The 26586-nt window shown below is 55.9% G+C and carries 24 protein-coding genes; 14 read left to right on the top strand and 10 right to left on the bottom strand.

Going from position 1 to position 26586, the window contains the following annotated elements:
* Positions 1-856 precede the first annotated feature (856 nt).
* Together J3U88_RS21850 and J3U88_RS21845 are read left to right on the top strand one after the other, a co-directional pair.
* Positions 857-2599, top strand: a complete 1743-nt coding sequence (locus J3U88_RS21850) for a M20/M25/M40 family metallo-hydrolase (protein WP_207861111.1) — start codon at positions 857-859, stop codon at positions 2597-2599.
* Between the two features lie 150 nt (positions 2600-2749).
* Entirely contained in the window at positions 2750-3088 is a 339-nt protein-coding gene (locus tag J3U88_RS21845; RefSeq protein ID WP_207861110.1) for a hypothetical protein, read from the top strand.
* A gap of 179 nt (positions 3089-3267) precedes the next feature.
* Here the strand turns inward: J3U88_RS21845 and J3U88_RS21840 are convergent, their stop codons facing one another.
* The 3 genes from J3U88_RS21840 to J3U88_RS21830 all read right to left on the bottom strand — a co-directional run bounded on the left by J3U88_RS21840 (position 3268) and on the right by J3U88_RS21830 (position 4677).
* The gene (locus tag J3U88_RS21840) at positions 3268-3678 is read right to left on the bottom strand and encodes a hypothetical protein (protein WP_207861109.1); all 411 of its coding nucleotides are present in this window, start codon (positions 3676-3678) and stop codon (positions 3268-3270) included.
* 178 nt (positions 3679-3856) lie between these two features.
* On the bottom strand, positions 3857-4282 hold the full coding sequence (locus J3U88_RS21835; protein WP_207861108.1) for an ElaB/YgaM/YqjD family protein: 426 nt from the start codon (positions 4280-4282) through the stop codon (positions 3857-3859).
* A 200-nt stretch (positions 4283-4482) separates the two neighbouring features.
* The gene (locus tag J3U88_RS21830) at positions 4483-4677 is read right to left on the bottom strand and encodes a hypothetical protein (RefSeq protein WP_207861107.1); all 195 of its coding nucleotides are present in this window, start codon (positions 4675-4677) and stop codon (positions 4483-4485) included.
* A 474-nt stretch (positions 4678-5151) separates the two neighbouring features.
* On the opposite strand from J3U88_RS21830, the gene J3U88_RS21825 reads away from it, so the two are divergent.
* The gene (locus J3U88_RS21825; RefSeq protein ID WP_207861106.1) at positions 5152-6525 is read left to right on the top strand and encodes a sigma-54 interaction domain-containing protein; all 1374 of its coding nucleotides are present in this window, start codon (positions 5152-5154) and stop codon (positions 6523-6525) included.
* Between the two features lie 107 nt (positions 6526-6632).
* Here J3U88_RS21825 and J3U88_RS21820 read toward each other — a convergent pair whose 3' ends face one another.
* From J3U88_RS21820 to J3U88_RS21810, 3 genes are all read right to left on the bottom strand, one after another.
* Complete coding sequence (locus tag J3U88_RS21820; RefSeq protein ID WP_207861105.1) at positions 6633-7457, bottom strand: BON domain-containing protein; 825 nt, start codon at positions 7455-7457, stop codon at positions 6633-6635.
* Between the two features lie 103 nt (positions 7458-7560).
* The gene (locus tag J3U88_RS21815) at positions 7561-7764 is read right to left on the bottom strand and encodes a CsbD family protein (protein ID WP_207861104.1); all 204 of its coding nucleotides are present in this window, start codon (positions 7762-7764) and stop codon (positions 7561-7563) included.
* 531 nt (positions 7765-8295) lie between these two features.
* The gene (locus tag J3U88_RS21810; protein WP_207861103.1) at positions 8296-9420 is read right to left on the bottom strand and encodes an alpha/beta hydrolase; all 1125 of its coding nucleotides are present in this window, start codon (positions 9418-9420) and stop codon (positions 8296-8298) included.
* On the opposite strand from J3U88_RS21810, the gene J3U88_RS21805 reads away from it, so the two are divergent.
* Both J3U88_RS21805 and J3U88_RS21800 read left to right on the top strand, forming a co-directional pair.
* A complete protein-coding gene (locus J3U88_RS21805) occupies positions 9419-9646 on the top strand; it encodes a hypothetical protein (protein WP_207861102.1) in 228 nt (75 codons plus the stop codon). The genes J3U88_RS21810 and J3U88_RS21805 overlap by 2 nt on opposite strands.
* Before the next feature lie 177 nt (positions 9647-9823).
* On the top strand, positions 9824-11284 hold the full coding sequence (locus J3U88_RS21800) for a PI-PLC domain-containing protein (RefSeq protein ID WP_207861101.1): 1461 nt from the start codon (positions 9824-9826) through the stop codon (positions 11282-11284).
* Positions 11285-11403: 119 nt separating this feature from the next.
* Here J3U88_RS21800 and J3U88_RS21795 read toward each other — a convergent pair whose 3' ends face one another.
* Positions 11404-12246, bottom strand: coding sequence for a B12-binding domain-containing protein (locus J3U88_RS21795; RefSeq protein WP_207861100.1), 843 nt, complete (start codon positions 12244-12246; stop codon positions 11404-11406).
* A gap of 186 nt (positions 12247-12432) precedes the next feature.
* Between J3U88_RS21795 and J3U88_RS21790 the strand changes: the two genes are divergently transcribed.
* The 7 genes from J3U88_RS21790 (at position 12433) to J3U88_RS21760 (ending at position 19142) form a co-directional block, all read left to right on the top strand.
* Positions 12433-13401 (top strand): acyl-CoA desaturase, encoded by a 969-nt coding sequence (locus J3U88_RS21790; protein ID WP_207861099.1) that lies wholly within the window; start codon positions 12433-12435, stop codon positions 13399-13401.
* A gap of 9 nt (positions 13402-13410) precedes the next feature.
* Positions 13411-14688, top strand: a complete 1278-nt coding sequence (locus J3U88_RS21785; RefSeq protein ID WP_207861098.1) for an NAD(P)/FAD-dependent oxidoreductase — start codon at positions 13411-13413, stop codon at positions 14686-14688.
* On the top strand, positions 14685-15527 hold the full coding sequence (locus tag J3U88_RS21780) for a DUF1365 domain-containing protein (RefSeq protein ID WP_207861097.1): 843 nt from the start codon (positions 14685-14687) through the stop codon (positions 15525-15527). The genes J3U88_RS21785 and J3U88_RS21780 overlap by 4 nt, the downstream gene beginning before the upstream one ends.
* Positions 15524-16837: an SAM-dependent methyltransferase gene (locus J3U88_RS21775; protein ID WP_207861096.1), complete on the top strand. Its 1314-nt coding sequence runs from the start codon at positions 15524-15526 to the stop codon at positions 16835-16837. The genes J3U88_RS21780 and J3U88_RS21775 overlap by 4 nt, the downstream gene beginning before the upstream one ends.
* Positions 16838-16848: 11 nt before the next feature.
* Positions 16849-17208, top strand: coding sequence for a DUF1475 family protein (locus tag J3U88_RS21770; RefSeq protein ID WP_207861095.1), 360 nt, complete (start codon positions 16849-16851; stop codon positions 17206-17208).
* A gap of 7 nt (positions 17209-17215) precedes the next feature.
* The gene (locus J3U88_RS21765; RefSeq protein WP_207861094.1) at positions 17216-18016 is read left to right on the top strand and encodes a DUF1295 domain-containing protein; all 801 of its coding nucleotides are present in this window, start codon (positions 17216-17218) and stop codon (positions 18014-18016) included.
* Between the two features lie 91 nt (positions 18017-18107).
* Positions 18108-19142, top strand: coding sequence for an SAM-dependent methyltransferase (locus tag J3U88_RS21760; RefSeq protein ID WP_207861093.1), 1035 nt, complete (start codon positions 18108-18110; stop codon positions 19140-19142).
* Between the two features lie 34 nt (positions 19143-19176).
* Here the strand turns inward: J3U88_RS21760 and J3U88_RS21755 are convergent, their stop codons facing one another.
* Entirely contained in the window at positions 19177-21171 is a 1995-nt protein-coding gene (locus J3U88_RS21755) for a hypothetical protein (RefSeq protein ID WP_207861092.1), read from the bottom strand.
* A 22-nt stretch (positions 21172-21193) separates the two neighbouring features.
* Positions 21194-22522 (bottom strand): P-loop NTPase fold protein, encoded by a 1329-nt coding sequence (locus tag J3U88_RS21750; protein WP_207861091.1) that lies wholly within the window; start codon positions 22520-22522, stop codon positions 21194-21196.
* Between the two features lie 296 nt (positions 22523-22818).
* Between J3U88_RS21750 and J3U88_RS21745 the strand changes: the two genes are divergently transcribed.
* Both J3U88_RS21745 and J3U88_RS21740 read left to right on the top strand, forming a co-directional pair.
* Entirely contained in the window at positions 22819-23898 is a 1080-nt protein-coding gene (locus J3U88_RS21745; protein ID WP_207861090.1) for a radical SAM protein, read from the top strand.
* A gap of 20 nt (positions 23899-23918) precedes the next feature.
* Positions 23919-25214 (top strand): radical SAM protein, encoded by a 1296-nt coding sequence (locus J3U88_RS21740; protein ID WP_207861089.1) that lies wholly within the window; start codon positions 23919-23921, stop codon positions 25212-25214.
* A gap of 147 nt (positions 25215-25361) precedes the next feature.
* Here the strand turns inward: J3U88_RS21740 and J3U88_RS21735 are convergent, their stop codons facing one another.
* Positions 25362-26288: a thrombospondin type 3 repeat-containing protein gene (locus J3U88_RS21735; RefSeq protein WP_207861088.1), complete on the bottom strand. Its 927-nt coding sequence runs from the start codon at positions 26286-26288 to the stop codon at positions 25362-25364.
* Between the last annotated feature and the right edge of the window lie 298 nt (positions 26289-26586).

Below are 26586 nucleotides of genomic sequence, written 5' to 3'. Positions count from 1 at the left end.
CGTTTCATGAAGGGGTGTTGTGTGTCCACGATGGTTTTGGGTCCTCGGGTTACTTTGTTCACTAAAAAGGGGTCCTCTGGATAAGCCCGTTGGGACTTCGGGGTGATGTTTCTCCGGGCGTTGGTGTAGTTCCCCCGCGCATCCTTGACCCGGCAGGGACCGGCGCGCTCGCGGCCTTTTGGGCCGACGGGTAGACGGTAGTTTTCGCAAGCAAACCCCTCGGCCTAACGCGATTTTAGCGCGCCAACTGCCGCGTCAAGGACCGTTCCACAAAAAATGGGTAGGACCCATTTTTTCCTCCACTTGCACTACCCCGAATGGGGCCTCTCGGCATCCTGTAATCTAGCCCGTATTTCTCACACGGAATTCTGGTTCGGGGCAACCCATGCGATTGGCAGGGTTTGCCTTCCGCGGGGCGGCCGGCCGCCTTGCTTGGTCGATCCACCTTCGCCTCTGCTGTTACGCTGAAAGGTCGGCCCCGCGAACGGTCGGGCCCTTGTACCGGCTCTCGGTCGTAAACTTCGTACTCACAAGGCTTTCAGCTTCTCGCGACTAATCCTTGTGGGAAATGCGGGCTAAGGGTGCTGATGCCGGCACCCCCTGAACGGCGGATGGCGGACGGTGGACACCTATGTTTTTCAATACGGCTGAAGTCTACCTCATTTATGTCCGGGGGAATGCGTCGCCGGCTTTTGTACCCCAACGCCCTCCCGAAAAATGCCAAAAGGAAGGGTGCCGAATCCTCCCCTGAACCGGTCTCCGAACGCGCCTGATCCCCAAATCATCCGCACGCGGGGGTTCGTGGTAAGCTATGCCTTCCACCATCTTATGAATTCCTCGTTCAGGAGTAGCATCAATGCGACATTTGGTCATCTTGTTACTTACGGCGGCCCTGCTGTTCAGCGCTTGCCAGACCAATCCCACCTCAGCTTCCGGCGACTCAGCCAAACAATCATCCGAAAAAGCCGCGCCCGCGGCCAAAGTTAGCGCGGCCGATACCGATTCAGCCGTCGCCAAAATCAGCGGCGAACGCATCCTCAAAGGAACCGAGGTTATGGCCGCCGACGACATGGCCGGCCGTGCCACCGGCACCGAGGGCGAACTCAAAGCCGCCCAATGGATCGCCGACCAGTACCGCGATATCGGTCTCAAACCCATGGGCGATAGCCAGGACTTTTTTCAGGTCGTTAACCTGATCGGAATGAAAAAAGAAGCCGACGCCACCAAGCTCAGCCTCAAAGGCGATGCCGGCGAGATTGGCTACAAAAGCGGGGAAACGCTGACCTTCAGCTCCACCTCGCAAAAAGAAGACGTTTCCATTACCGACGCACCCCTGCTCTTTGTCGGCTACGGCGTCGATGCACCCGAACACGAATGGAACGACTACAAAGATGTCGACGTCAAGGGCAAAGTCCTGCTGTACCTCAACAACGACCCCGCCATCGCCGATCAACCCGACGCCTTCGGCGGCGAAGCCCGTACCTACTACGGCCGATACACCTACAAATTCGAACAAGCCATGAAACGCGGTGCCGCCGGCGCCTTCATCATCCACACCACGCCTTCCGCCGGTTACGGCTGGAGCGTGATCGGCACCTCCGGCGAACGGGAATCCTTTGAAGTGAAACTCCCCAACAGCGGTTACCAACTCGACGTACTCGGTTGGATGCACCAAGACTTGGCCGACAAACTCGCGGGCACGGTCGGTGCAACCCTCGATCAGTGGTTCGAAATGGGCAACAAGCGCGACTTCAAACCCGTTGAACTGCCGATTACGCTGTCCGCCACCATTAAAACGACCCTGCGCGAAACCGAAGCCCGCAACGTCGTCGGCGTCTGGGAGGGTTCCGATCCCCAACTCAAAGACGAAGTGGTGATCTTCACCGCGCACTACGACCACCTCGGTGTGAAAGAAAGCGGCGACGGCGACCGCGTCTACAACGGTGCCTGGGACAACGCATTGGGTACCGCGGCCATTATCGAAATTGCACGCGCGTTTTCCGAATCCAAGGTACGCCCCCGTCGCTCTGTCGCCTTCTTGGCCTGCTCCGCGGAAGAGCGTGGCCTGTTGGGCAGCAAATGGTTTGTTGAAAAACCCCCGATCCCCATGAAAAACTTCGTCGCCAACCTCAACGTCGACATGCCGCAGGTGCTGGGACTGAGCACCGACATGGGCGCCATCGGTTTCGAATCCAACCAACTCGGCGACTGGCTGGTTGAACTCGCCGGTCAAACCAAGGTCACCGCCAAAGACGGCAGCGAAAAAAACGTTTCCGTGAAAGGTGATCCCAACCCCAACGCGGGCAGCTTTTACCGTTCCGACCAGGCCAACTTCGTCAAAAAAGGCGTGCCCGCCATCTTTTTTGTTCCCGGCAAGGACTACGTCAAGGATCTCAAGATCGACCCCGCCAAGTTCAAAAGCGACCACTACCACCAAGTTTCGGACGAAATCAACGAGCATTGGGACCTTACCGGTTGTGTGCGCGACATGCAAATCGTCATGCGGCTGGCTATTAAAGTGGCCGACAACGACGCCATCCCTACTTGGGCCGCCGGCAACGAGTTTGAGGGCGCCTGGAAAGCCCTGCACGGCAAATAACACCAAACCCATATAACCGAAAATCGGCCGCCGTTTCCCCGTGAAACGGCGGCCGATTTTTTGTTCTTTTTGATCGGAACGAAATACAAAGCTTGCCCGCGTCGTTTTCTCCTATTAGATTGCGTGAAGAGAACTCAGGCGGAAGATACGATGGAAATTAGCGGCAATTCGAGCGATGGCCTTCTACGCCCGCGCTTGGACCGGCCCAACGGTCGGGAACCCAGCGCGGCGCGCCGTGCCCAGGAAGCGGAACAAGCCCGATTGGAAGAACGCGGCGAACTGCGTCAGGATGTTTTTAAAGAAGTACGTCGCTTGCCCGATGCCGACGAGGAAGTTGAAATCGCCGAGGTTCGCGAGGAACGCGGCGACCAATCGATACTGGTCGCGGTGAAGGTGGTCAAAGAAAAGATCCCTCTACAAGCGGACGAGGCGGCTCGTGCCCAAGCCAACCTCGATCCGTCCCGCATCGCGCAACTGTTGGCTGAATAAACGGTCGGCTTTGATGCGTTGATGCGACAGGGCCGGCGGGAAACGCGCCTCGGATGAGGATGGGTTGCAGCCTGAACTCGCCTCTTTGGTTCCTGCCTTCCTTGATCGGGTGGGTCTTCATTTAAAAGAAAGGGTTTGCCGAGGGTGCGCGGCGTACGCGCGAGATGGTCCCAGACGTATCACGAACCTTGCTGCGCCAAATCGTCGATTCGGCGTTTGAGCTCGGCCTTAGCGGCATCCGGCAGGTCCTCGAAAAACCATCCAAGGCCGAGGGCGACGATGACGGCTTCCAACGGGTGGTTGAAAATGAGTTCGCGCCACCCGTCCCCCAAGGCGGCACCGTCATCTTGTTGCGCGGTAGGTCGTTCTGGTTCGCCGGAATAAAGCGCCATCCCCACGGTTGCTATGAAGCAAAGCGGCAAGGCCAAAAAGACGAGGGCCAGCAAAAAGGCGGTGGGGATCGCGCCGAGGTGCGCGACGCCTACCTGGTAAAGGCCGAACACGGCAAAGGCAAAAGCGAGCAGGAGCATGGCACCTGCCAGTACGAGGGCGGTGAAGAGCACCAATAATTTTAAGACCCATGTTTTCATCGTGTTCTCGCTCATCAATTGCCCGGTGGGCGTCGTTTGTTTCGTTCTGTCGCTTTAATCAGCAGCGGTTGTTGCGGGAAGCAATCATGCCGAGAGAAAAGCGAGCCGAAAAAAGATGGAAGTTTGGGTGGCGCGTGGATCGGCCCGCGTCGCGCTCTGTGCCTAGGTGGTCGGGGGATTACCGGCGTTTAAGGAGGGCCGAGGCAAGGATACCGAGGCCGAAGGCACCGCCCACGTAAACAAAGGGACGTTCCTTAATGTGGTTTTCAGCGCGGTCCAGCGACTTTTTCGTGACTTCACTCGAGGTTTCCAACATCTCTTTGCTCGACGCCACCACATTATCCCGGACACGGTTCACTTCACGCGCGCTCACCTCGGTGATCACTTTGGTTAAGGAAGCGAGATCCTCGCGCAAAGCGGCCATATCTTCGCGGATATTCTCAATTTCTTGCGCGGGTGACGGTTCTTTCTGTGATTTGGTAAAGTTACTAACGTTGTTTGATTCTTTTAATTCAGCTTGAGCAGTCATGTATTCATCCTTTCTGTAAAATTTCTTGCAAACGGTGTCAGGCGTTTGCGGGTGGTATGTTTCGGTTTGAGACAAACCCGATCACGATTAAGGTGATCGAAAGCGCACAGGGTATGGTTCAGCCGGCGTCTATCGCCCACGGCTAAATGGTTTGACTGGGGCGTCCTGGCTTGGATTCCTTGCCCACCAAAGGGTAAGCAAGTGCCTTGGCGAGATTCCCCAAAAGAGTAAAGCGACCATCCTGGGGTTCAGGTTCAGGGCGGTGGCGAGACGGATTAGTCGTTATCATCGGTGTGGTCGTCAATCTCGTCTTTCACTTCTTCTTTAATTTCTTCAGCCGAGTCTTTCACTTTTTCTACTTTTTGATCAATCTTCTTGCCGGCTTTTTCAAAGGTTCCTTCCTTCTCTTGGCAGCCTAAAAGGAGAATGCTAAATAAGAGAAGGATCAAAATCATTTTAAATTGTTTCATGTTCAACTCCTTTTGTTTTGTTGTTTTGATTTAAAGCAAGCATGGTGCCAAAAAGTCATTGTGAAGGTAAGTGGCTTTTTCGTAGTTGTTTAGGGGTGTGGGCGCTTATCTCGTCGCCGGCGAGCGTTCTCTTGTTGCGTAACTTCTACAAGCTGCTCGAGACTTTTTTCAAAAGCGAGCCTCGGTGCGGCGGGGTAGGTTGCCCGGCCGTCTGCCCCCTTTGATTTCTCGCCGCCAACGGCGGTCCAGCCTCGCCGGGATGGAACCAACCCGACGATCACACAACCATCAACCGTTGGTCGCCACCCATCCTGCACCACTTTAAGAGGCTGGTTCGCGAGAGCGCCCCCGCCCAAACCAGCGCGGTCGAAGGTTCATGCCCAAGTGGATCGCTGAATTAAACAGGCACAACCCTCTGCGTTAAGGTACATTAAGGTTCACGCTGCTCCCCCCAAATCATCATTGTGAGTTTTTATGCGACAACAAGCGAAAGTGATCCTCTACGATGCCTCCGAGTCCTTCACTGCAAAAATCCAAACCTGTTTTTCCAGTTTGGCCATCAAGGTGCACTGCATGACCACCCTGGCCGAAATGCGCCAGTTTCTAACGAAGCGCCAGGCCGATGTGTGTTTGTTGGTCCTCGATGATATGTCGGAACGGCAAGCTCGCGAAATCTGCAAGCACCTGCTTGAATCGGCCGAGTTGATCCTTTTAAGCAAGGAGCCGCGCCCGGCCTTGGCAGAAATATGCGCCAACCTAGGTGCCTCCTATCACTTCTCGGAACCGCTTGATATGGCTTATTTCAAGGAGGTGCTGAAGGACATCCTGGCTGATTTGGAGGCCGCCCATCAAACCCAAGATATCCTTGAGAAGGGGCCACCGCTGGGTCGGTTTGGGCAGATGTACGGCGACGCCCGGGTCATGCGCCGCATGTACCGCAAGATCCGCAAGGTCGCCGACAGCAAAATTAGCGTGTTGTTGATCGGTGAAAGTGGCTCCGGGAAAGAGTTGGCAGCTCAGAGTATTCACAGCCTGAGCCGCCGCCGGGAAGCGCCCTGCTTGGGCTTGAATTGCAGCGCTATTTCACGCGAGCTCTTGGAGAGCGAGTTGTTCGGCCATAAGCGGGGTAGTTTCACCGGCGCCGACCGCGACCACGCCGGTTACTTCGAACGCGCCGAAAACGGGACCCTCTTCCTGGACGAAATCACCGAAATGGACCCGCAACTCCAAACCAAACTGCTTCGGGTGCTGGAATCAGAACGTTTTACACCGGTCGGTGGTGAACGAGAGAAACAGGCCGATGTTCGCATTGTCGCCGCAACCAATCGCAACCCTCAAGAGGCGGTAAAAGAGGGCGTCTTGCGCGAGGATCTGTTTTTCCGTTTGGCCCAGTTCCCCATCCGTGTCCCCCCATTGCGCGAACGCGAGGCGGATATCGTCAACCTTGCCGAACTCTTTTTGTTGGAGCTAAACCGAGAAAACGAAACCTCGAAAACCTTTTCGGAAGAAGTTCGCGAACAAATCCAATCGTGGCGGTGGCCGGGTAATGTTCGGGAGTTGCGCCACGTGGTCGAGCACGCCTACATTTTGAGCCGGGACGAGATTCAGCCGAAAGACCTCCCGCCGTACATGATCAACCAGGGCTGGCTGGAAAACGAAGCAAACCTCTCTATTCCGGTGGGAATTACCCTGGCTGATGCCGAAAAGCGCCTCCTGCTGGCGACCCTGGATGCCAACGAAGGCAACAAACAGGCGACCGCCACGCAATTGGATATCAGTCTAAAAACCCTGTACAACAAGCTGAACCGTTACGAAGCCTCGGAGCGTGAAGACGAAACCAAGTCATAGCCCGCGCGGGGCGGCGCCCCCGTGGGTGTAACAAAAAAATGGGGCGAACCGCCCGTCGGCGGCCCGCCCCTTCTCTACCTAGAGACTTAGTGGGTTATGGGTAAGTTCTATCGGATTTCGAGTGCGTCAGCGTTTACACGACGGACACCGAGCGTATCTTCTGCAATTTTGCAGGCTAATTCTTTTTCGCCCTTGTGTGCAACGTGACCTTTTAAGGTAACGACGCCTTCGTCGACGTCAACGTCGATATCGGTCGCGTCTACGCCGCGGGTATAGGCATATTGACTGTTAACTTTGGTGGCGACCCACATGTCGTCAATCTTTTCGGTGAGGTGTTGTAAGCGCAGGTCCTTTTCTTTTTTATCGGATTCCTTGACGGCCAAATGACTGTTTACCGTTTTGACACCACGCGTATTTTTGGCAATGCTTTCTGCAATTTTTCGGCTGTCGGCATCGGAAACTTGTCCCGCCAAGCTCACATGGCCGTCTGCTACTTCAACGTCGATGGAAAACCCGGAGACGTGTTTGTTGGCTACCAATCGGGATGAGACCGCAACATTGATGGCGGCGTCATTGAGGGTCGAACCGACTTCATGAACGAGAGAAGCTTTTTTCTTGGGTGCGTGGTTCCCTTTTTCATCTTTGGCGATTTTGAGGTAGTTTTCTACCGTCCGCACGCCCTTGGTGCCTTCTGCCATAGAGCCGGCAAGGTTCTTTTCAGAACGATTGTCGACTTCACCGTGGAGCGCGACAACCCCGTCGGACACATCAATATCAATGGTCAACGGGTTTAAACTTTCACTAAGGGCATAAGACGCCCACAGTTTGGAGGCAATAATACTGTCTTCCAAAACGTTCTCATTGGAATCAGCGTTGACAGGAAAGGCGACAGTCAGGGCAAAAAGTAGTGCAATTAAAGTGTGGTATTTCAAGAGAATCTCCTAGATTGATGAAAGATTTCGGTTTGGAGATGAATTTCATATTTATGAAATGCATCCGAAAGTCAATGTATTAAAAGGACTCTAGCGTGTGGACTTAGCTGCTAACGCTTGCGACGAGTTGATCGATTTGGTTCTCGGCTTCGTCTTTTTTGAGACCGTATTCCTTGCGCAGACGACCCACGAATTCTTCGCGTTTACCGCGTGCCGATTCCAAATCATCATCGTTTAATTTGCCCCATTTCGCACGAGCTTTACCTTTAAAAATTTCCCATTGACCTTGTGTAATATCCCAGTTCATAAGTTCTCCTTTTTTAGTTTATGGTGTTCATCTTGGGCCTCGAACAAAACCGTTGTTTAACCGGAGGCAACTCGTTTCAACTTCAACGAAAAGCCTTTGACCGGAATATCCGGTTTGTTGCGGACGGTGATACTTAAAGCAAAGCCGGTGCCAACTTAAGAAATTTTCTGTAAGCTGTTTGTTTTGTTTGGTTTGTAGTTTTTTAGAGGGCGGCGGGTGCCGTTGTGAAATACGACGCCCCTGGAAGAATCTTCAATAGTCACTGTTCTTTTTTCAAAGTTTCAAAAGCATAGGTTCATTCTATCTAAACACAGGGTTCATTTCCCCAGACGCGATCTGGGATTAGTAACACCTTAGTCGGCCCGGTAGTCACCGGCCGTTCCCACCGGCGTTCGTCGCAAGGCCCGCCGTCCCGGCTCACATTGATCACCTTCTGGAACAGGGTCGGCTCAGCATCGAGAGGTGTCGTCGGTGAAGAAGTTGCGTTGTTTTTCTCGCAAGTTAAATCACTTGGGTTGGCCGGCGCTTGTATCACCGTTGCTGCCGGGTGGCTTTCGCCAGGATGGGGATCAGCAACTCGTCTAAATAGCCGTGCCAGGAATAGATGGAATGGCCGATCGGTTCCTCGCGGAAGTGAACACGGTAGCCTTTTTCCTTCATTACCCCGTAGTAATCCACGCTGTTGGGTAGCCAGAAGTCGTAACTCCCGGTCAGGATGTGAATTTGGGGGCGGGGATCGCCTTCCATGCGACGCAACTGGGTGCCGAAATCGGTTTCAGTCCCGGCCGGCGCGAAAGCAATTGCACCGATGAATTTGTCCGGGTGGATGGTGACCAAGTCGAGGGTGCTTAAACCGCCGCGCGAACCGCCGATGAGGACCTGGCGGTCGCTGTCGATGCGCCACTTTTGTTTAAGATGGGGCATCAGTTCTTCCAGCAGCATCAGGCGAAACAGGGTGAACATGCGGTATTCCAGCCAGCGATCCACCGGATCCACAAACACGGCGATCACCGGTGGGATTTTTTGATCGGCGATCAGGTTGTCCAAAATGGTGGGAACTTTGCCGCGTTTGGCATAGGCCGAGCCGTCGGCGATGTACAGCGTCGGCAATTTACCCCTATGTTCCCCATAACCCGCCGGCGTGTAGACATGGACCTGGCGTTCGTTGCGGCGCAAGTTGCTTTTAAACGAAAAGGATTCGAGTTTGCCTGCCGGCACGCCCGGCCGCCGTTCCAGCTCAGGGTGATCTGGGTAGTCCGGCATTTGCGCCACGCTGGTGTCCCCGGAAAAAGAAGCGACCTTCCTCGGGTTGCGCGGGTCGGGACCATGTTTGCCGTCAACCTCGATCAAATATTCCAGGCGGGCCTTGGGTTGGGCCGGCACGCCGAAGTGGTACCAGTTCCCGGCCAGGTGGGTCATGGGCGTGCCGGCGGGTTTGCGGCCCCGGCGCCAGCGGTCAAAGTCGCCAAGGATCTTAGGTTCCCGGCCGTCTTCCGCGCGATAAAACATGTGAAACACCGTGCCTTCGATGATCGGGGTGCCGCCCTGATCTTTGATGCGTTGCTCGATATGGGTGACCAGCGCGTCGCCGGTCAAGCCTTGGGTGGGATAGGGGACGGGTTCAATGGCAAGAAGCAGCAATAGCGAAAGCATCATGGAAAACTCCAGCAATTTGGTTTTGGAAACCGGGATACTCCATCTTATACGGGTACCGGCGTTGATTGGCCTGCTCGCGGACAAAAAAACCAGGGCCACCCCTGAGCGCTGGAAAAAGATGGGTATTCCACTTTTGGATGCGCTGAGGTGCGTTTTTTTAGGTGGTTATCCTTTTGTGGTGAATGGTTACGTTTTTCTGGGTGTTAAATTTGTGTGTAGTGGTTGACCTACCTGGCTGCTTGAATCTATCTTGGTAGTAGAATTTTCCTATTTGCGACAACTTAATTTTCGTTGCTCCCGTCGTGGCCTGCACCGTTTTGAAGCGGACGGGGTGTGCTCGGTTTTGAGTGCGCTTCCGTTTTGGCGGTGCTCGCGCATGGAGCAACGTTCCAGGAGGAACATCATGGGTAAAGGTGCCTTGATGGTTGCGCTTAACTTGGACACGCGCGCCCACGGTTCGACCATCAGCGACACGAAGTGCATGTACACCGACGGTGATCAGGGTTCGATGCTAAACCTGTTCGACAACGCCGAGCTGGGACCGATGAGTGCCGTCCCCGCCTTGGGCCAATCACCCGCCTATATTGAAGCCAAGGGTGGCGGCTCCTGCGCGTTACAACAATCCCACTTTCAGTTGAACTTCAGCGGGGAAGCGGCGGGTGCCGTGGGCATTAACCTGCAAACCGCCGCCGACCCGGTCAAGATCACCAAGCAGGAAGGCCCGGTTTGGGTGCAGTGGACCCAAGCCGACATCCCCATTCCTTGGCAGGGAACGCCGGGTATTGGGGTGTTGCGCACCAATCCCAATCCACCGTCGCAGGCCCCTTTTGAAAACATCTCGGGTGCCGGCTGGATGGGTTCCTTGTTGGCTGCCGACGGCGCCTTTGGCCGACGTTCGTTGAACAAGGTATCTTTGCCGGCGGCCCATGACGCGGCCATGGGTGAAATCAACAACTGTACGACCTTTGCCAACGCGCGCATTACCCAAACGCAGCGCTTATCCATCGCGGGTCAGTTACAGGCGGGGATTCGTTATTTCGACATTCGTCCCTTCCTGCCTGCCAATCAAAGTGGTGACGCGCCGACCTTCACCACGGGTCACTTTTCGGTGGTGCCGGTGGTCGGTGCTCAGGGTTGTGAGGGCGAATCCATTCACGGGATTCTCTCGTCGGTAAAGGCTTTTGTGGCGGCGCAACCGCGTGAGTTGGTGATCCTCAAATTCAGTCACGCCATGACCAGCAAAGGCAAGCCATTCGATACCGCGACCCAGCAGGCCTTGATCAGCCAAATGAAAAGCGAGCTGGGTGATGCGCTGTTCACCGCGCAAGTGGGTGAAAAGGTCGGTTTGATGACGGTGAACCAAATCATCAACGGCGGCAAGCGGGTCTTGTGTGTGTTCGACGGGTTGGATGCGGGTTTGTACGACGCGCCGGGCGGGGTGCTGAAATTTGGCGGGATAAGTTGCGACATGGATAAACCGCTGCAGCCGATTGCGAACGAAGAGCACACCAATTTTGACCTGTTCGACTGTTATTCAGGTACGGAAAACGCCGTGTTCATGATGACCGACCAGCTCACCAAGTACCGGCGTTTCACCGATGCGACTTGGAGCCAGGGCGAGATGTTCCTGCTCTCGTTTACCTTAACCTTATCCGATTTCAATTCGACCCCGGCGGGCGGTGATCTGTCGATTCTCGACCTGGCCGACACGGCCAACCCCTTACTGTGGCAATACGCCACCGCGATGTTCCCCGGACCGGCGGGCAACATCACCCAACCACCCAACCTGGTCTACGTCGATGCAGTCGACGACCAAACCCCCCTACGCGCGGCGCTCTACTTTAACAGCCAGGTCGCTTCGTGAAAATTCAAACGAGGGCACCTGCCTATTCTTCGCTCGGGTCGGGTAGGTGAGTGCCCATCGTTTAGCCCCGCTTTGGCGGAGCCGGAATTAAAGATTCACCAAATGGCAACGACCGGTGTTTAGCCGTTGGATTTGAGGAAGTCGATGAGGTCGCCGATGCGGTCGCAGTGGACCGTGTAGCTGATTTTGGCGCGGCGGGCGTTGGTGAGGCCGCGACCGCCGACCGCGAGTTTGGTTTGGTGGGCCAGGCAGGCTTGCCAGATGATTTCGCAGTCCGTCACGAAGTTGGATTCCATTGCGACCGAGGACACGCTGAGCCACAGCAGTTGCGGCTTGCGGGTGGCGACCGCCTTGGCGATGGTGTCGCCCGGTAAATTGACGCCCAGGGTCTCCGACCGCCGGCCTACTTCGCGCAGCGCCGCTTCTACCATCAGGTTGGCCAGCTCGTAGGGGTCGTGGCGTAAACCCGCGCCCAGGGCCAGTGTCTTTTTGTCCGAGGCGTCCGGGATCAAGCTGATTAGTTCGTACAAGGCGCGGCGGCAGAGTTCCGCGCTCTGGCGTTCCTGGTACACCTCGATTTCGCCGCTTTGCCACATTTCGCCGATGCGCTGGAACGCGGGGCCGAGTCCCTCGTCGAAAAACCGCGTCAGCGGTTTGCTCGAAAGGTACCAGCTTGTGAATATGCCGCGCAGCCGTTGCTCGTCCGCGCTGAGCAGGGCCGCCAACAAGGTTTCCTGTGAAAGGGTCGCTTCTTTTTTGCCCGACTCGGCCGGCAAACCGATCATCGCCGGGTCGACCAGGTCGTGGTCGCGCCCGCGCAGAAACGACAACAGATCGCGCCGGCTGATGCGACGGTGGCCCCCGGCCGTTTTTTGGACGGCCAATAATCCGCGATCACACCAGCGTTTAAGCGATGCTTCGCTGACCCCGATGGCCTTGGCAACTTGTCTAGGACTGTACACCCGCTGTCCGCCTTTTTGAGAAATGATCGATTTGATCGATTTTTTTTAATCTAAACCCTGCATATCAACGAATGCAAGTGTTGTGGTGAACGTTTTGAACGTTTTCTGGCTTGACGCGGCTAGTTTTCGACTTTAGCTTGGTTACAACGCACCGCAACATCATCGATAAGGGAATTTTCGAACGTTATGGGTTTTGAGTTTTTGAAAAAAATCGCCGTGATGGTGCTGCTCTGGTTCGATACCGATTACCAGGCGGCCGAACTGAAAACCGAGGGACCCGCGGCCGAGCGCTTCAACTGGGTTCGCGTGTTGCCGTTTATCGGCATGCACCTCGCCTGTTTGACGGTGTTTCTGGTGGGCTGGAGCTGGTTCGCGGTCCTGTTCGCCCTGGGCATGTACTTGATCCGCATGTTTGCGATTACGGCCTTTTACCATCGTTACTTTTCGCACCGCAGTTTCAAAAGCAGCCGTGTGCTTCAGTTTTTCTTTGCCCTGCTCGGCTGCTCGGCGGTGCAGCGCGGGCCGCTGTGGTGGGCCGCCCACCATCGCCATCACCACGCATACTCCGATACCGAACGCGACGCCCACTCACCGACCACGCGCGGGTTTTGGTGGAGCCACATGTTTTGGTTCACCTGTGACGCGAATTTCCCCACCCAATACAAACGGGTCAAAGATTTTGCCAAGTTCCCCGAGTTGGTGTTCCTCAACCGCTACGACATCTTGGTGCCGTTCCTGCTCGCGGTTGGCATCCTGGCTTTGGGCAAAGGCCTTGAGGTTTGGGCGCCCGGCCTGGGCGTGACCGGTTGGCAACTGTTGGTGTGGGGTTTTGTCATTTCCACGGTGGTGCTGTTCCACGCCACCTTCACGATTAATTCATTGGCGCATGTGATCGGCTCGCGCCGCTTCGAAACCAAAGACGACAGCCGTAACAACTGGTGGCTGGCGTTGTTGACCTTGGGTGAGGGTTGGCACAACAACCACCACCGCTATCCGGCATCCGTCCGCCAGGGATTTCGCTGGTGGGAGATTGATGTGACTTATTACGTGCTGCGCCTGATGGCCGTCGTCGGGTTGATTTGGGATTTACGACCCGTACCGGAACGCATCCTTCAGGAAGCGTCCGCTGCGGGCAAACAGCCGGCGCCGGCTTAAGGGGATACCATGAACATTGCTGTTATTGGTAGCGGGATCTCGGGATTAACCGCGGCCTACCATTTATCAAAGGACCATCAGGTCACCGTTTTCGAGGCGCGCAACCGTCTTGGTGGGCATACCCACACGGTGGACGTGCCGCTTCCAGACGGGAAGACGGCGGCGGTGGATACCGGGTTTATCGTGTACAACGAAAAGACCTATCCGCTGTTTACCGAATTGTTGGCGACGCTCCAGGTCGCCACCCAGCCCTCGGATATGAGTTTCAGTGTGAAGTGTGAACGCACCGGTTTGGAGTACAACGGCCATACCTTGAACACCTTGTTCGCGCAACGGCGTAACTTGGTTAAGCCGGGCTTTTGGTTGATGATTCGCGATATCTTGCGATTTAACGACCACGCCAAAATGTTGGCCGTCGATCCCGACTTGGATCAGACCCAAACCCTGGGTGACTACCTGGACCGCGAGGGTTACGGTTCGGCTTTTGTCGAGCAGTACATTTTGCCGATGGGTGCCGCCATTTGGTCTTCCGGCCGCGACGGCATGCTGGCTTTTCCACTGGCGTTTTTCCTGCGTTTCTTTCACAACCACGGCATGCTCAACATCAATGATCGGCCGCAATGGCGCGTGCTCCAAGGTGGTTCGCGAAGCTACCTCGCGCCGCTGACGGCGCCCTTCGCGGACAGCATCCGTCTAAACAGTCCGGTGACGGCGATTCGTCGCTTGCCCCATGAGGTGTTGATCGAGGTGGACCACGGTGAGGTGGCGCGTTTCAACGCGGTGGTGATCGCGGCGCATTCGGACCAAGCGCTGCGTTTGTTGGAAGATCCGAGCCCGGAGGAACAACGGGTTCTGGGTGCGGTTCCGTATTCGTCCAACCACACGGTTCTGCACTGGGATGATCGGGTTCTGCCGCGGGCGAAACGCGCCTGGGCGGCCTGGAACTACCATCGCCTGCGCGAGGATCGCGAGACGGTATCGCTGACCTACAACATGAACATTTTGCAAAGCCTCGACCTGCCGCGCACCTACTGCGTGACGCTTAATTATCCCGGGTCGATTGATCGCAACAAAATCGTGCGGGAATTGACCTACCAGCACCCGATTTTCACCGTTGCCGGTGAACGCGCCAAAACAGATCACGGGCTGATCAGTGGCCACCGCAATACCTATTACTGCGGCGCTTATTGGTTTAACGGCTTCCACGAGGACGGTGTGCGCAGCGGCCTGCGCGTGGTTTCGCAAATCAAACAGGATGCGGCTACTCGCGAGGTCGTGGCGATATGAGCGCATTAAACGAACACGCGGTTCTGGGCGAACACTCGCGCGTCTATCGCGGTTGGGTGCGGCATCGCCGCTACCTGCCCAAGGCCCACGATTTTCAGTACCAGCTCTACATGCTGTACCTGGACCTGGACGAGATCGACGCGATTTTTTCCGCCAAGTGGTGGACGTCGCTCGGGCGTGCGCCGCGCCCGCTGGCTTTTCGCCGCGAGGATTACCTCGGCCCAACCGAGGTTCCGCTGAAAACAGCGGTCCAGCAACGGGTTCGCGAGGTGGCCGGCCTCGATGTCACCGGACCGGTGCGGATGCTTTCCCAGGTGCGCGTGTTCGGTTGGGTGTTTAACCCGGTCACCTTCTACTTTTGCTTCGACGAAACCGATGCCCACCCGCGCGTGATCCTGGCCGAAATCACCAATACGCCTTGGGGCGAGCGCCATACCTACGCGCTGGAGTGCCGTCGCGCCGCCACCAAAAACCAATTCACCATGGCCAAACAGTTTCATATCTCGCCCTTCATGCCCATGGACATGCACTACCGCTGGTCGTTTAGCGGGCCGGGTCGCAACCTCGCGATCCACATGGAGAATTTCCGCCGCGGCGAGCGCTGCTTCGACGCGACCCTGTCCATGGAAGAACAGCCGATGACGGCCGGTAATTTGGGCCGTTGCCTGGTGGATTACCCGCTGATGACCGGCAAAATCGCCGTCGGCATTTACTGGCAAGCCCTGCGTTTGTGGCTGAAACGCGTCCCTTTTTACAGCCATCCCAAATACAGCGATCCCCGTGCCGCCGCGCCGGGGGTACACACGACCCGAGTACCCGCGGAGGAGTTGTCTTCATGACCAGTATTGATACCAAATTAAACGGCGGCCTGGTCGCCGAACCCCAGTACCGCACCATGGAGAAGTGGGCGCGGACCGCGCTTTTCAAGGCGTTGACCACGCTGCACACCGGCAGCTTGACTCTAATTGAAGCCGACGAACGCAATGTGTTCGGGCACCCGGAAGCTGCCGGCCCCCACGCGGTGATTCACGTCCATCAAGGCGCCTTTTTCACCAACATCGCTTTTGGTGGCAGCATCGGCGCGGGCGAATCCTTTATGGAAGGCGAATGGCATTCACCCGATCTGGTCGATGTGGTGCGGCTAATGTCGCTGAACCTCGATGTCTTGGACGGCATGGAGGGCGGCTGGGCGCATTTGACCAAACCCATCCTCAAAGTGCTGCACGCCTTCAACAAAAACACACGTTCCGGCTCGCGCAACAACATTGCCGCCCACTACGACCTGGGCAACGACTTTTTCCGCGAGTTCCTCGACCCCACCATGATGTACAGCGCGGCCGTGTTCCCCCACGCGGAGGCGACCCTCAACGAGGCGGCGGTTCACAAGCTTGACCGCGTCTGTCGCAAGTTGGAGCTGGGTCCCGACGACCATGTGGTGGAGATCGGTACCGGCTGGGGTGGGTTCGCGATCCACGCCGCCAAAAACTACGGTTGCCGCGTAACCACCACCACCATTTCCCAGGAACAGCACGCCTATGCCGCGCTTCGCATCCGGGAGGAAGGTTTGCAGGATCGCATCGAACTGCTGCTCAAAGATTACCGCGACTTGGACGGTGTTTACGACAAGCTGGTGTCTATCGAGATGATCGAGGCCGTCGGCCACCATTTCCTCGGGACCTGGTTCGAAAAATGTTCCTCGCTGCTCAAGCCGGACGGGTTGATGTGCATCCAGGCGATCACCATGCCGGAAGACCGTTACGACAGCGCCCTGCGCGATGTTGACTTCATCAAACGCTACATTTTTCCCGGCAGCTTCATCCCTTCGGTGGGGGCGATGCTGGACGCGATGGGTAAAAGCACGGACCTTAAAATGATCCACATGGAAGATCACAGCGACCACTACGCGCGCACCCTGGCCTTGTGGCGCCGTAACTTCCACGCGAACCGCGAGGGCGCGGTGATCGCGGCCTTGCCCACGCGCTTCCAGCGCATGTGGGACTTTTACCTGGCCTACTGCGAGGGCGGTTTCTGGGAACGCGTCATCGGCAGCGCCCAACTCGTTTTCGCCAAACCCCGCAACCGCCGCGACGCGGTGTTGCAAGAACTCGGTTGGGGCGCCCCCGCTGAACGACCCGCGCCGCGCGGGTAGGAAGGTCGGTTGTGATTGTGATGTTGCGGGTGGTCGCGCCGCTGCTGTGCGTGACCATGACGGCCCTGGTCATCCAAACCAGCTTGCAGAGCAACTTACTGGAAGAATGGGACAGCTTGGCCGCCATTCCCTGGATGCGCACCACCCTGGTCGACTTTTACTACAACATACTGCTGCTCATTTTTTGGGCCTTCTACAAGGAACAAAGCTGGGCGAGCCGCGTGCTGTGGTTGGTGCTCTTTGTGTGTACCGGTGCCATCGCAACCGCGCTTTACGTGGCGGTTCAAGCCTACCGTGTGCCGGTTGATGCACCGCTCGCCCAACTGCTGCTCAACCCCGACGACTACCGGCGTTTCGCGCCGCCCGCATGAGGTAACCATGGATCCGACCTTTTGGCTTTTCACCGCTTACGGCGCCCTCGGCGTGTTTGTGTTTTTCTCGCTGCTGTGGCTGCTGCACTTCCCCTTACGCAACGCGTCCATCGTGGATGTGGGCTGGTCCACCGGTCTCGCCGGTCTGGCTTGCGGCTATGCCTGGCTCGCGGCGCCGGATTCGCCCCGGGCCTGGCTGCTGGCGGCGATGGTCACGGTGTGGGGTGTGCGCCTCGCGGCCTACCTGGGCCTGCGCATCCTGCGCGACGGCAAGGAGGAAGGGCGCTACGTGCGCCTGCGCGAGACCTGGAAAACCAATCTCGGTTTTAAGTTTTTTGTGTTCTTCCAAGCCCAAGCCATGCTCGACGTGGTGCTGGCGGTGCCCTTCCTACTCGTTGCCCTGAACCCGGCGCCGGGCCTCGGGGTTTGGGAGTTTCTGGGGGTGGGTCTGTGGTTGATCGCGGTCGGTGGCGAAGCGCTGGCCGACCAGCAACTGGCCGCCTTCAAAAAAGATCCCGCCAACCGCGGCAAGGTCTGCAAACGAGGTTTGTGGGCTTGGTCGCGCCATCCCAATTATTTCTTCGAATGGCTGGTGTGGGTGGCCTTTGCCGTGTTTGCCATGGGTTCGCCCTGGGGCTGGCTCGGCTGGCTGTCGCCCGCGCTGATGTTTTACTTCATTTGGAACATCACCGGCATTCCCGCCACCGAAGAACAGGCCCTCTCCACCAAAGGCGAGGCCTATCGCCGTTACCAGCGCGAAACCAGTGCCTTTTTCCCTTGGTTCCCCAAACGGGAATCCTCGGTTTAACCCGCAATTATTTGTTCTCCTCCGATCCTTTCGACAGCCAACGATTACCGCGTGCGTCGCACACGCCAACCCTAGATTTCGGGAGTTCCCCATGATGTTGACACTTGCTTTGGAAAAGAACCTGCTGCCGGACATGTTGATCCGCGTCGGCATCCGCAACCTGTTGCGCCAACGTTTGAACGAATTGGAAGAAGGCGGCCTGCAAGCGGGCCAAGAGCGTTTTGAAGCGCTGATCCAAACCCTCAGCCAGGGACCGATCGCGGTGGAAACCGATGCCGCCAACGAGCAGCACTACGAGGTACCCGCCGCGTTCTACAGCTTCGTGCTGGGCGATTACCGCAAGTACAGCAGCGGTTACTGGCAGGAGGGTACCCGCGATTTGAGCACCGCCGAGCGGGACATGCTGGCGCTGACCTGCGAACGTGCCGACCTGCAGGACGGCCAAGATGTGTTGGAACTGGGTTGTGGTTGGGGTTCCCTTACATTATATATGGCCCAACAATTCCCCAACAGCCGCATTACCGGGGTATCCAACAGCCACAGCCAGCGCGAGGAAATCCTGAGGCTGGCCGAGGCGCGGGGTTTAACCAACATCGAGATCCTCACCCGCGACATCAATGTGCTGGAACTGGACCGGCAGTTCGACCGCGTGGTGTCGGTGGAAATGTTCGAGCACATGCGCAACTACAAACGTTTGTTGGAAAAGGTGGCCGGCTTCCTGAAGGACGACGGCAAGTTGTTTGTCCACATTTTCACCCATCGCGACCACGCCTATCTGTTCGAGGTCCGCGACGAAACCGATTGGATGGCCAAGTATTTCTTCACCGGCGGGGTGATGCCGAGCGACCGCATGTTGCTGTATTTCGCCGACGCCTTCAAAGTGACGCGCCATTGGCGGGTCAACGGCACCCATTACGCCAAAACAGCCGAGGCCTGGCTACACAACATGGACGCCCATCGAAAAGAGATTACCGCCTTGTTCCACCAAACTTACGGCCGCGAGCAAACCACCAAGTGGTGGGCCTACTGGCGCGTGTTTTTCATGGCCTGCGCGGAGTTGTGGGGCTACCAAAAAGGCAACGAATGGTTCGTAAGCCATTACCTACTGGAAAAACGGGCTTTGTAGTAAGCCGTTGACTTTCTTTGAGGGAGGGGTCCAACTAGGAACCCTCCTCAAACGGAACGTGGTTTTTTTTTAGCTTGTGCTTGTCCATGGCAAGTGTCTCTAACCAATCACGTGAAATACCGAATTTGGAAGACGTCAATTTTTTAGGAAAGCGTTCCAAAGCAAGCTGTGCTGCTTTCGTGAGGTTGGGGTCGTCAAGTTGGTGCGTTAAGAAAGCAAGCAACGTTAATATATGGCCGCTTTCATTGCTTTTATTGCCGTATACCCTATTGCTGATATCCAAAGCTTTCTGACAAGAAGAACGGCCTTCTTGAGCGCGGCCCTGTGAGGTTTGAGCGATGCTTATTTTACATAACAGTGAAGCTAGCCGTGGATGTTCTAGGTTCATAGAGGCACCAGCTTCGTTTCTCCATGTTATCTCAGCGGTTAAAAGGTCTCCTTTTGCGGCCTGATGGTCTCCTATTGCATCAAGTAGGTTCTTCCATAAATTGATCACAATGCTGGGAGAATGAGTGCTTTCTTTCGTTTTAAATAGTAGTTTCCAGGAATCGCCGTGGAAGCCGCGGAGATCCATAACAGTGCAAAGTGCTGTGATAACTTCTAGGTATAAGGGGTGATGGTGGCCTACCAACCGATGGGCTCCTTTAAGTGCCTGCTCAAGAATTTCTTGAACTGAGGATAAGTCTCCTTGTTTGTAAAAGACTTGTGCTTTGGCAAGCCATATCGTGATTTGGTAAAGGTGGTTCTTTGATTCGGAAGATAGATTTTTTAGGTAGTCGTCGAGAAGAGATAGAGCCTGCTTGGTTTCTTGATGTGATGACAAAACCATCGCGTGAATCCTTACGGCGTAGCAAAGCAAAATATCTTTAACTGAACATCGTCGCGAAATGATTTCAAGCCCGGCTGCCGATTCTTTCGCTGCCAAGCTTAAATTGCCCTGTTTCAAGGCCAAAAATGCTAATAAGCTAAAGCCCTGTCCAAGTAACAAGGAAGAGTTACCAAGGGTCTGCTTTATTCTTGTGTTGGAATCTGTTAAAACCTCAATGGCTTTAGCTGTTCTTTCTTGCAAGGCATAAGCTTCGGCTTGGGTTTGGTGAATCATCTCCCGAAAACTGAAGTGTTCAGGATCGGATAGTTTACTTGACAGTTTCTTGCTTTCATTGATTGCTATCTGGTAGTTTCCGTTTGTTATGAACATTCGGATTAACTCTGAACGAACCATAAACTCATGCGAGGGGATGTTTTCAACCTCGGGATGTCTGGATAATTCTTCTAGAGAAACCATAGCATTATAGTGCGTTTCGGAAAGTCGCAAATAAGTTGCTTTGGTAAGTTTAAATTGCCAGCTTGGCGGCTCCGAGCTGTGATTGAGGCGATAGGTTTCTATTAAATCTTTTGCTTCTGTGTAAGCGCCAACCATCAAACATTTCCATATTCTTTTCAGTCCGGGTTCGGTGAGCATGTCCACAATAAAAGAGCTATGGCCAGGTCCAACGGGGTCAGAGCGGAAGGCCTCTACTGGAATGGTGAGCTTGGGCTGAGGTAGTGCCTCAATGCGTAAGGCCACAAAGTCGGAAAAGTCGGGGGCGCCAAGATCGAGCAATTGTTGGGTGTAGGGGTGAATCACCATGATCCACGGTACGGCGAGGTCGCGCACGAACAGATCGCGCTGCACATTGAGTTGCTGGATCAGCGCCGGCTGTCTTTCTTCGACGCCCGGTTTTTCTGGTGCAAGGTGGTGTTCCCAGCCTTCCACCATTAGGAAGGCGGCTTGGGGTGTTTCTGCCAATTTGTCTTTTAGCTCTGCCCACAGGTTTTGCGCGGGAAGTTTAGACACATCGATCCTGCAAAGCGTTTCGTTGTCCTCAAGCTGTTGCTCCAGCCAATGCTTCAACCGGCGACGATCACCTACGGTGGCCATTTCTGCCAGCAGCAACTTAAAGCCTTGGCCGCGCATTCGCGTGACAAACCGTTGCAAAGCACGCGCTTGTCGGGCAGGGAATACGGTTTCGAGGATTTGATCGCTCACGGTGTAACCCTCCAACCGGATGTTAGGTTGTTGGCGGGTTGGTTTGATGGTCGGCGTGGGCTTGCTTGAATTCGTCCAATTCACTAATCAAAGGGTGAATGTCGTACCAACCGGCGCCGTTGTACATAAAGGCCAAGCGATAGTACAAAGCTTGGCGGTAAGGTTCGCCTTCATCCAACTGTTTCGTGTGGGAAATATGCACCAGCGCCTGCATTAAACCAAGTGCATTGATGCGGTTGCGCAATCGCGAGCGGTGGCGGCTTAGGGCGCGGTTGACGTCTTCCAACACGATAAAATCACCATCTGCCTCCAGGCTGGCATCTTGTGCGAGTTCCAGTAAGTTGCGGATACTGCCGCCACTGCCGAAGACCAACCGGTCTTGGGTTTTTGGTTCTGGGACCAATTTCTCGAGGTTGATGCGTTTGGCCAGGGCTTTTAGTAAAAGATCGTGGCCGGGGCCGGCGAAATGATCGTAGGGCTGGCCGGCCTGGCGCAATTTAATGGTCGGCATGGTGAAGCAGCGGTAGTTTTGTTCGAGGTTTTCCGATTCCGGCCGGTAATAGAGGTTGATGGGTGGGGTCAAAATGAAATGGCAATGCAGGCTTTTGAACCGTTCCGCGTTGCGCGAGATCAGGGTGTCGATCACTTGTGGCGGGTAACGGTCGAGGTTGTCGATGATGACCAGAAGTTCCTGATTCTTATTTTTGAGCTTCTCGTTGGCGGCATCAAGCAGTTTGTTGACGGCCTCGGCGAGCGTTTTGGGGAACTTGCGCAGCACCTCTTTCACTTCGGTTTTATGGGTACTTTCCGTCTTGAACAAGGCCTTGAGGTTGGCCATGAGTTTTGAGAAATAGGGAACGCCCGCTTTGGCTTGGATATGGGTTTCCAATTGACCGAGGTAGGTGGTGCCCACCGAGGTAGTTTTGATGGTTTGACCAAACCAACTCGCGATATCGAAAAGCAGTTTTTGCGGCAACTGGAGTTGTTCCTCACGCATGACTTGGTCGATGATCTGCGCCATAACCAGCAACAGATCCTCGATTTCGATATCGTGCGGATGCATTTCCACGTTGGCTTCGATGTAAATGGTTTTGTACTTGTTTTGAAGTGCTTGGGCCAATTGGTTGAGCTCGGTGGTTTTACCCGCGCCGCGATGGCTGCTGAACACCAAACGGTGAAAGTCGTCCGTGTGGGACTGCAGCAACCGGGTCATCAAGGTGGTAACGCGATCACCCCGACCCGCTGTGAAATCCTGCCAACGTTCGTCGCCGCCCGGCAGCGGTTTTTCGGGAGAAAGTGCGGCGGTTGCGTCCACGATGGTCTGGGCAATCAGGTAGGGTTGGTCGGTCATAAAGGCTCTATTCCCCTGGCTAAGTCATTGAAAGCGTTGGTTCATTCTATCAAGGTTGATCCAAAATACTAATCCTCATATGTCTTCCGGGGTGAACCGGGCCGTGATCGAAAGAAGCACCGTTTCTTGGCGGACGGGGATCGTGAAGGGGCATGACGAACGCGCCAGAGCGGTTCTTCAAAATGGATCTGGCCGAGCGAGCCTAAGTCGGAAACGACAGCCCGTCCGTCCGCATCTCGCAAATCCTGATACAATGTGGGCGCCCATCGGGCCGATTGCACCATCGAGGAGTTGCCATGCGCGGGCTCATTGCTGAAAAAGTCGCGGAAGGGATTCGCATTACCGACGAGGAAGCCGTTTACCTCTACCAGGAGGCCGAACTCGCCGACCTGCGCGCATGGGCCACCACCGCGCGGAACCGTTTCCACAGGCCCAACCAGGCGACCTACCTCATCATGCGCATCATTAACTACACCAACGTGTGTGTCGCCAAGTGCGATTACTGCAGCTTTTACCGCCTGCCCAAATCGCCCGACGGTTATGTGCTGCCGCGCGATCAGATTTACGCCAAGATCGACGAAATTTTAGAGCTGGGCGGCGATTTTGTTGGTTTTAACGGCGGCTTCAACCCCAAGCTCAAGCTGGACTGGTACCAGGAAACCTTTCGCCAAATCCGCGAACGCTACGGCGATACGGTTGAATTTTATGCGCTGACCGTGGCCGAAATGATGTACGTCGCCAAGCTGTGCCGCATTTCCTACGCGGAAGTGTGTTACGCCCTAAAAGACGCCGGCGTGCGCTGGATTACCGGCGGCGGTGCCGAAATTCTGACCAACGCATTCCGCGAACGCCACAGCCCCCAAAAATACACGGCCGACGATTACATGCTCGCCCAAGAAACCATTATGCGTTGTGGCTTGAATTCGACCGGCACCATGGTGATTGGTTTTGACGAAAGCATCGACGAACGTGTCGAGCACCTGCGTCGCGTCCGGGAAATGCAGGACAGGCTGCGTGCCGACGGGTTGCTGGGTTTGTTTAGTTTTTTGAGCTGGACCTACAAGCCGTACCACAACGAATTGGGTGGACAAGAGGTCGACGGCGAGAGTTACCTGCGCCATTTGGCGGTGGCCCGTTTGTACCTGGACAACATCACCCACATGCGCACCTCGGTGTTGACCCAAAACAGCAATGCCTTGCACGGCTTGCATTACGGCGCCAATGATTTCGACATTCCCTTGGAAGACGAGGTCACGCAAATGGCCGGCGCGGTGATTAACCGCAACATCAAAGAGATTATCGCCCAGGCTGAAAACGAAGGGATCACACCCGTCTTTCGGCCGATGGCGCAGGCACCCGCCCTGCGCAACGTTTAAGTTACTGAGAAGGATTTTGCATGGAACTTGTGCGTCACGCTTACCAACAGGTGATCGACCACGTCACCCGCTTTGATCAAATCCCGGCCGAGGCCGTGGTGAAACAGGATGTGCTGCGCTTGGGCCTGCGTTTTAGCGACGCGGCCATGAACATCGCGGCCGGCTTCAAACCCAAGGATTACTTCATCTTTTCCTTCGATTTGATTGAAATCAAGGACATGCAGAACTCCGAGCACCTGCGCGTGCCGGAAGAAATTCGCATCAGCGGCGGCGAACTCGGCTTGCGGCCGACGGTGATTTCCGTGCGCATCAATCCCGAATCGCCCTACCACGTCGATTTGGTCGACGGCAAAATCACGCTTTTGTGTGACGGCACCGCCATGGCCGAGGTCGAGTACCACCCGGTGCCGCCCTTCTACCACGAGGCGCTGGCGAGCGGCAAACCCATGGGCGAAATTGCGCCGGTCCTGGAATGGGGTTACCTGATTTACCTGACCGCCTACCGCATGTGCCAGTACTTCAACAAAGAAGAACAGTGTCAGTTCTGCGACATCAACCGCAACTTTATCCAGCAGCGCAAGGCGGGCAAGGTTTACACGGGCATCAAAGACCCGGCCGAAATCGTCGAGGCGCTGGCCCACATCGACCGCACCGACGACAAAGCCAAGGCCTACACCTTAACCGGCGGTTCGGTGTTAACCAACCTGCAGGGTCGCGGTGAGGTTGATTTTTACGTGCGTTACATCGAGGCGATTGAGGCGGCCTTCCCCGGCCGTTGGATTTCCAAGGCGGTGGTGCAGGCCTTTACCCAGGAAGATTGCCAACGCCTCAAGCAGGCGGGCGTACAGATTTACCACCCGAACTACGAGGTGTGGGGTGCGGAACTGTTCGCCAAAATTTGTCCCGGCAAAACCCGTGTGATTGGGTTTGAGAGCTGGATTAACCGCGTGGTTGCGTCGGCGGCGGTGTTCGGCGGCGAAAACGTGATCCCCAACTTTGTCGGCGGTGTGGAACTCAACACGGTGTGTGGTTTTAAAGATGTCGATCAGGCCGTGGCCCACACGCGCGAGGGTTTGGACTGGTTCATGCGCCAAGGCGTGGTGCCGCGTTTTACCACCTGGTGTCCCGAACCGCTGGCGGCTTTGGGTCCGCAACCCGCGCCACCACTGGAATACTTCTGCAAGCTGCTGATCGCGTGGCGCGAGACCTTCCGTCATTACGGGCACAAGGTACCGCCAGGTTACGGCGAGCCCGGTCCCGGCAACGCGGTGTTCAGCGTATCGGCCTTTATGGATGTGCTCGACAACGACGTTTAAGCTTTCGGGATGACGAGGTGCCATCAGAACCGGTTGGTTTGACGGCGGATCAAAAGCAGCACATCACCGCGATGGCAGTGCCAAGGGTATTCGAGAATTAAAAAAAGCGGCATTGCTGCCGCTTTTTTAGGTGTCGCTTAAGGGCGGTTATTTACCGCATGGTGAGCCGATGTTGACATAACGTTCCCCACGGAACTTAAAGGTTGGGGCCTGGCCGGCGGGGTAGGTGGAAATGACCCGGCCGGTGGCGCAGTCGAGTTGCTTGTAATTCAATTGGTTGACATCGAAGTCGTACCAAACTTCGTGGAGGCTGTTATTGATGCAGCGGTACGTGCCGGAAAATTCGGTATGGAAGCTAAGGGTTGTCCAATAGGGGCGGGTGACCACATTGTTGCTGTCGCATTTGTCGCCGATGCCGTCGCCGTCGCAATCGTTTTGGTTGGCGTTGGCGACGTAATCGCAGTTGTCGTAATAGCTGGTGATACCGTCGCCGTCGGGGTCGCCGCTGCAGGAAGGATGCGAGGCCCATTGGGGACAGGCGCAGTTGCGCACGTCGTCGCGGCAGTCAATCAGGACCGGGGTTGTTTTGCCGGTTTTCACCCGCTTCGAGACCACGTTGGTCGGGGTGACCGAAATGTGGGCGGCCATTTCAAAACCTTCCTCGTCAAACAAACCTTGCTGCCATGCTTTCAAATCGTCGTAGCTAAATTCGTGGTAGGGCTCGCCGTCAACCAAGGCTTGCACACGAACCGAACTGCCCGCGTGATGGAGTGCCGCGAGTTCAGCCGCTTTTTTGGGCTGACTGCCGAATAAGGCGATGGCGCCGTCTTCGGTGAGTTTGGCGATGTGGTGGCTTTCCTCCAAAAGGACCTGCTCTTCAACGCGAACTTGGAACACCAGATGGTTGCTGTCGGTGAAATCCTCGGCGAAAGCGGGATAAAACAGGCTGGGGTTGGGGATGTCGGTGTTGGGTTTGGCGGTGGCGGGCTCCATGGCGGACAGGTTCAGCGCGGAGAGTTGGAACAAGGCGAACAGAATCAGGGCGATATTCAGAAAAAGGTGCTTGGCAGACATGCAGGACTCCTAGATGAGGGCGGTTGGCGTGATCTCGGGTATTTCATCGGGTGCGACCCAAAGTGGGCGCATCACGCGTTGTGTGAAAAGGGTCGGCGGCGAGACCGACCCGTGATCTGCCCCTAACTCTAAAGGTCGACGGGGCTGCAGCGTGAGTGTCGCGGGTCATGAACGCGCGTGAAAAAAGTTGTGGGACACCCGTGACACCTGTCACGGGCCGGTCGGACCGCGCTTGAGATCTCGGAAGCAATGGGTGCGTATGAAGTGAACCAATTGCTCTGTGAGGCCTTGGCCTCCT

The organism is Acanthopleuribacter pedis, assembly GCF_017377855.1.
Lineage (GTDB): Bacteria > Acidobacteriota > Holophagae > Acanthopleuribacterales > Acanthopleuribacteraceae > Acanthopleuribacter > Acanthopleuribacter pedis.
Note: the sequence above shows the minus strand (reverse complement) of the source record. Positions and strands in the feature narration are given on the sequence as shown.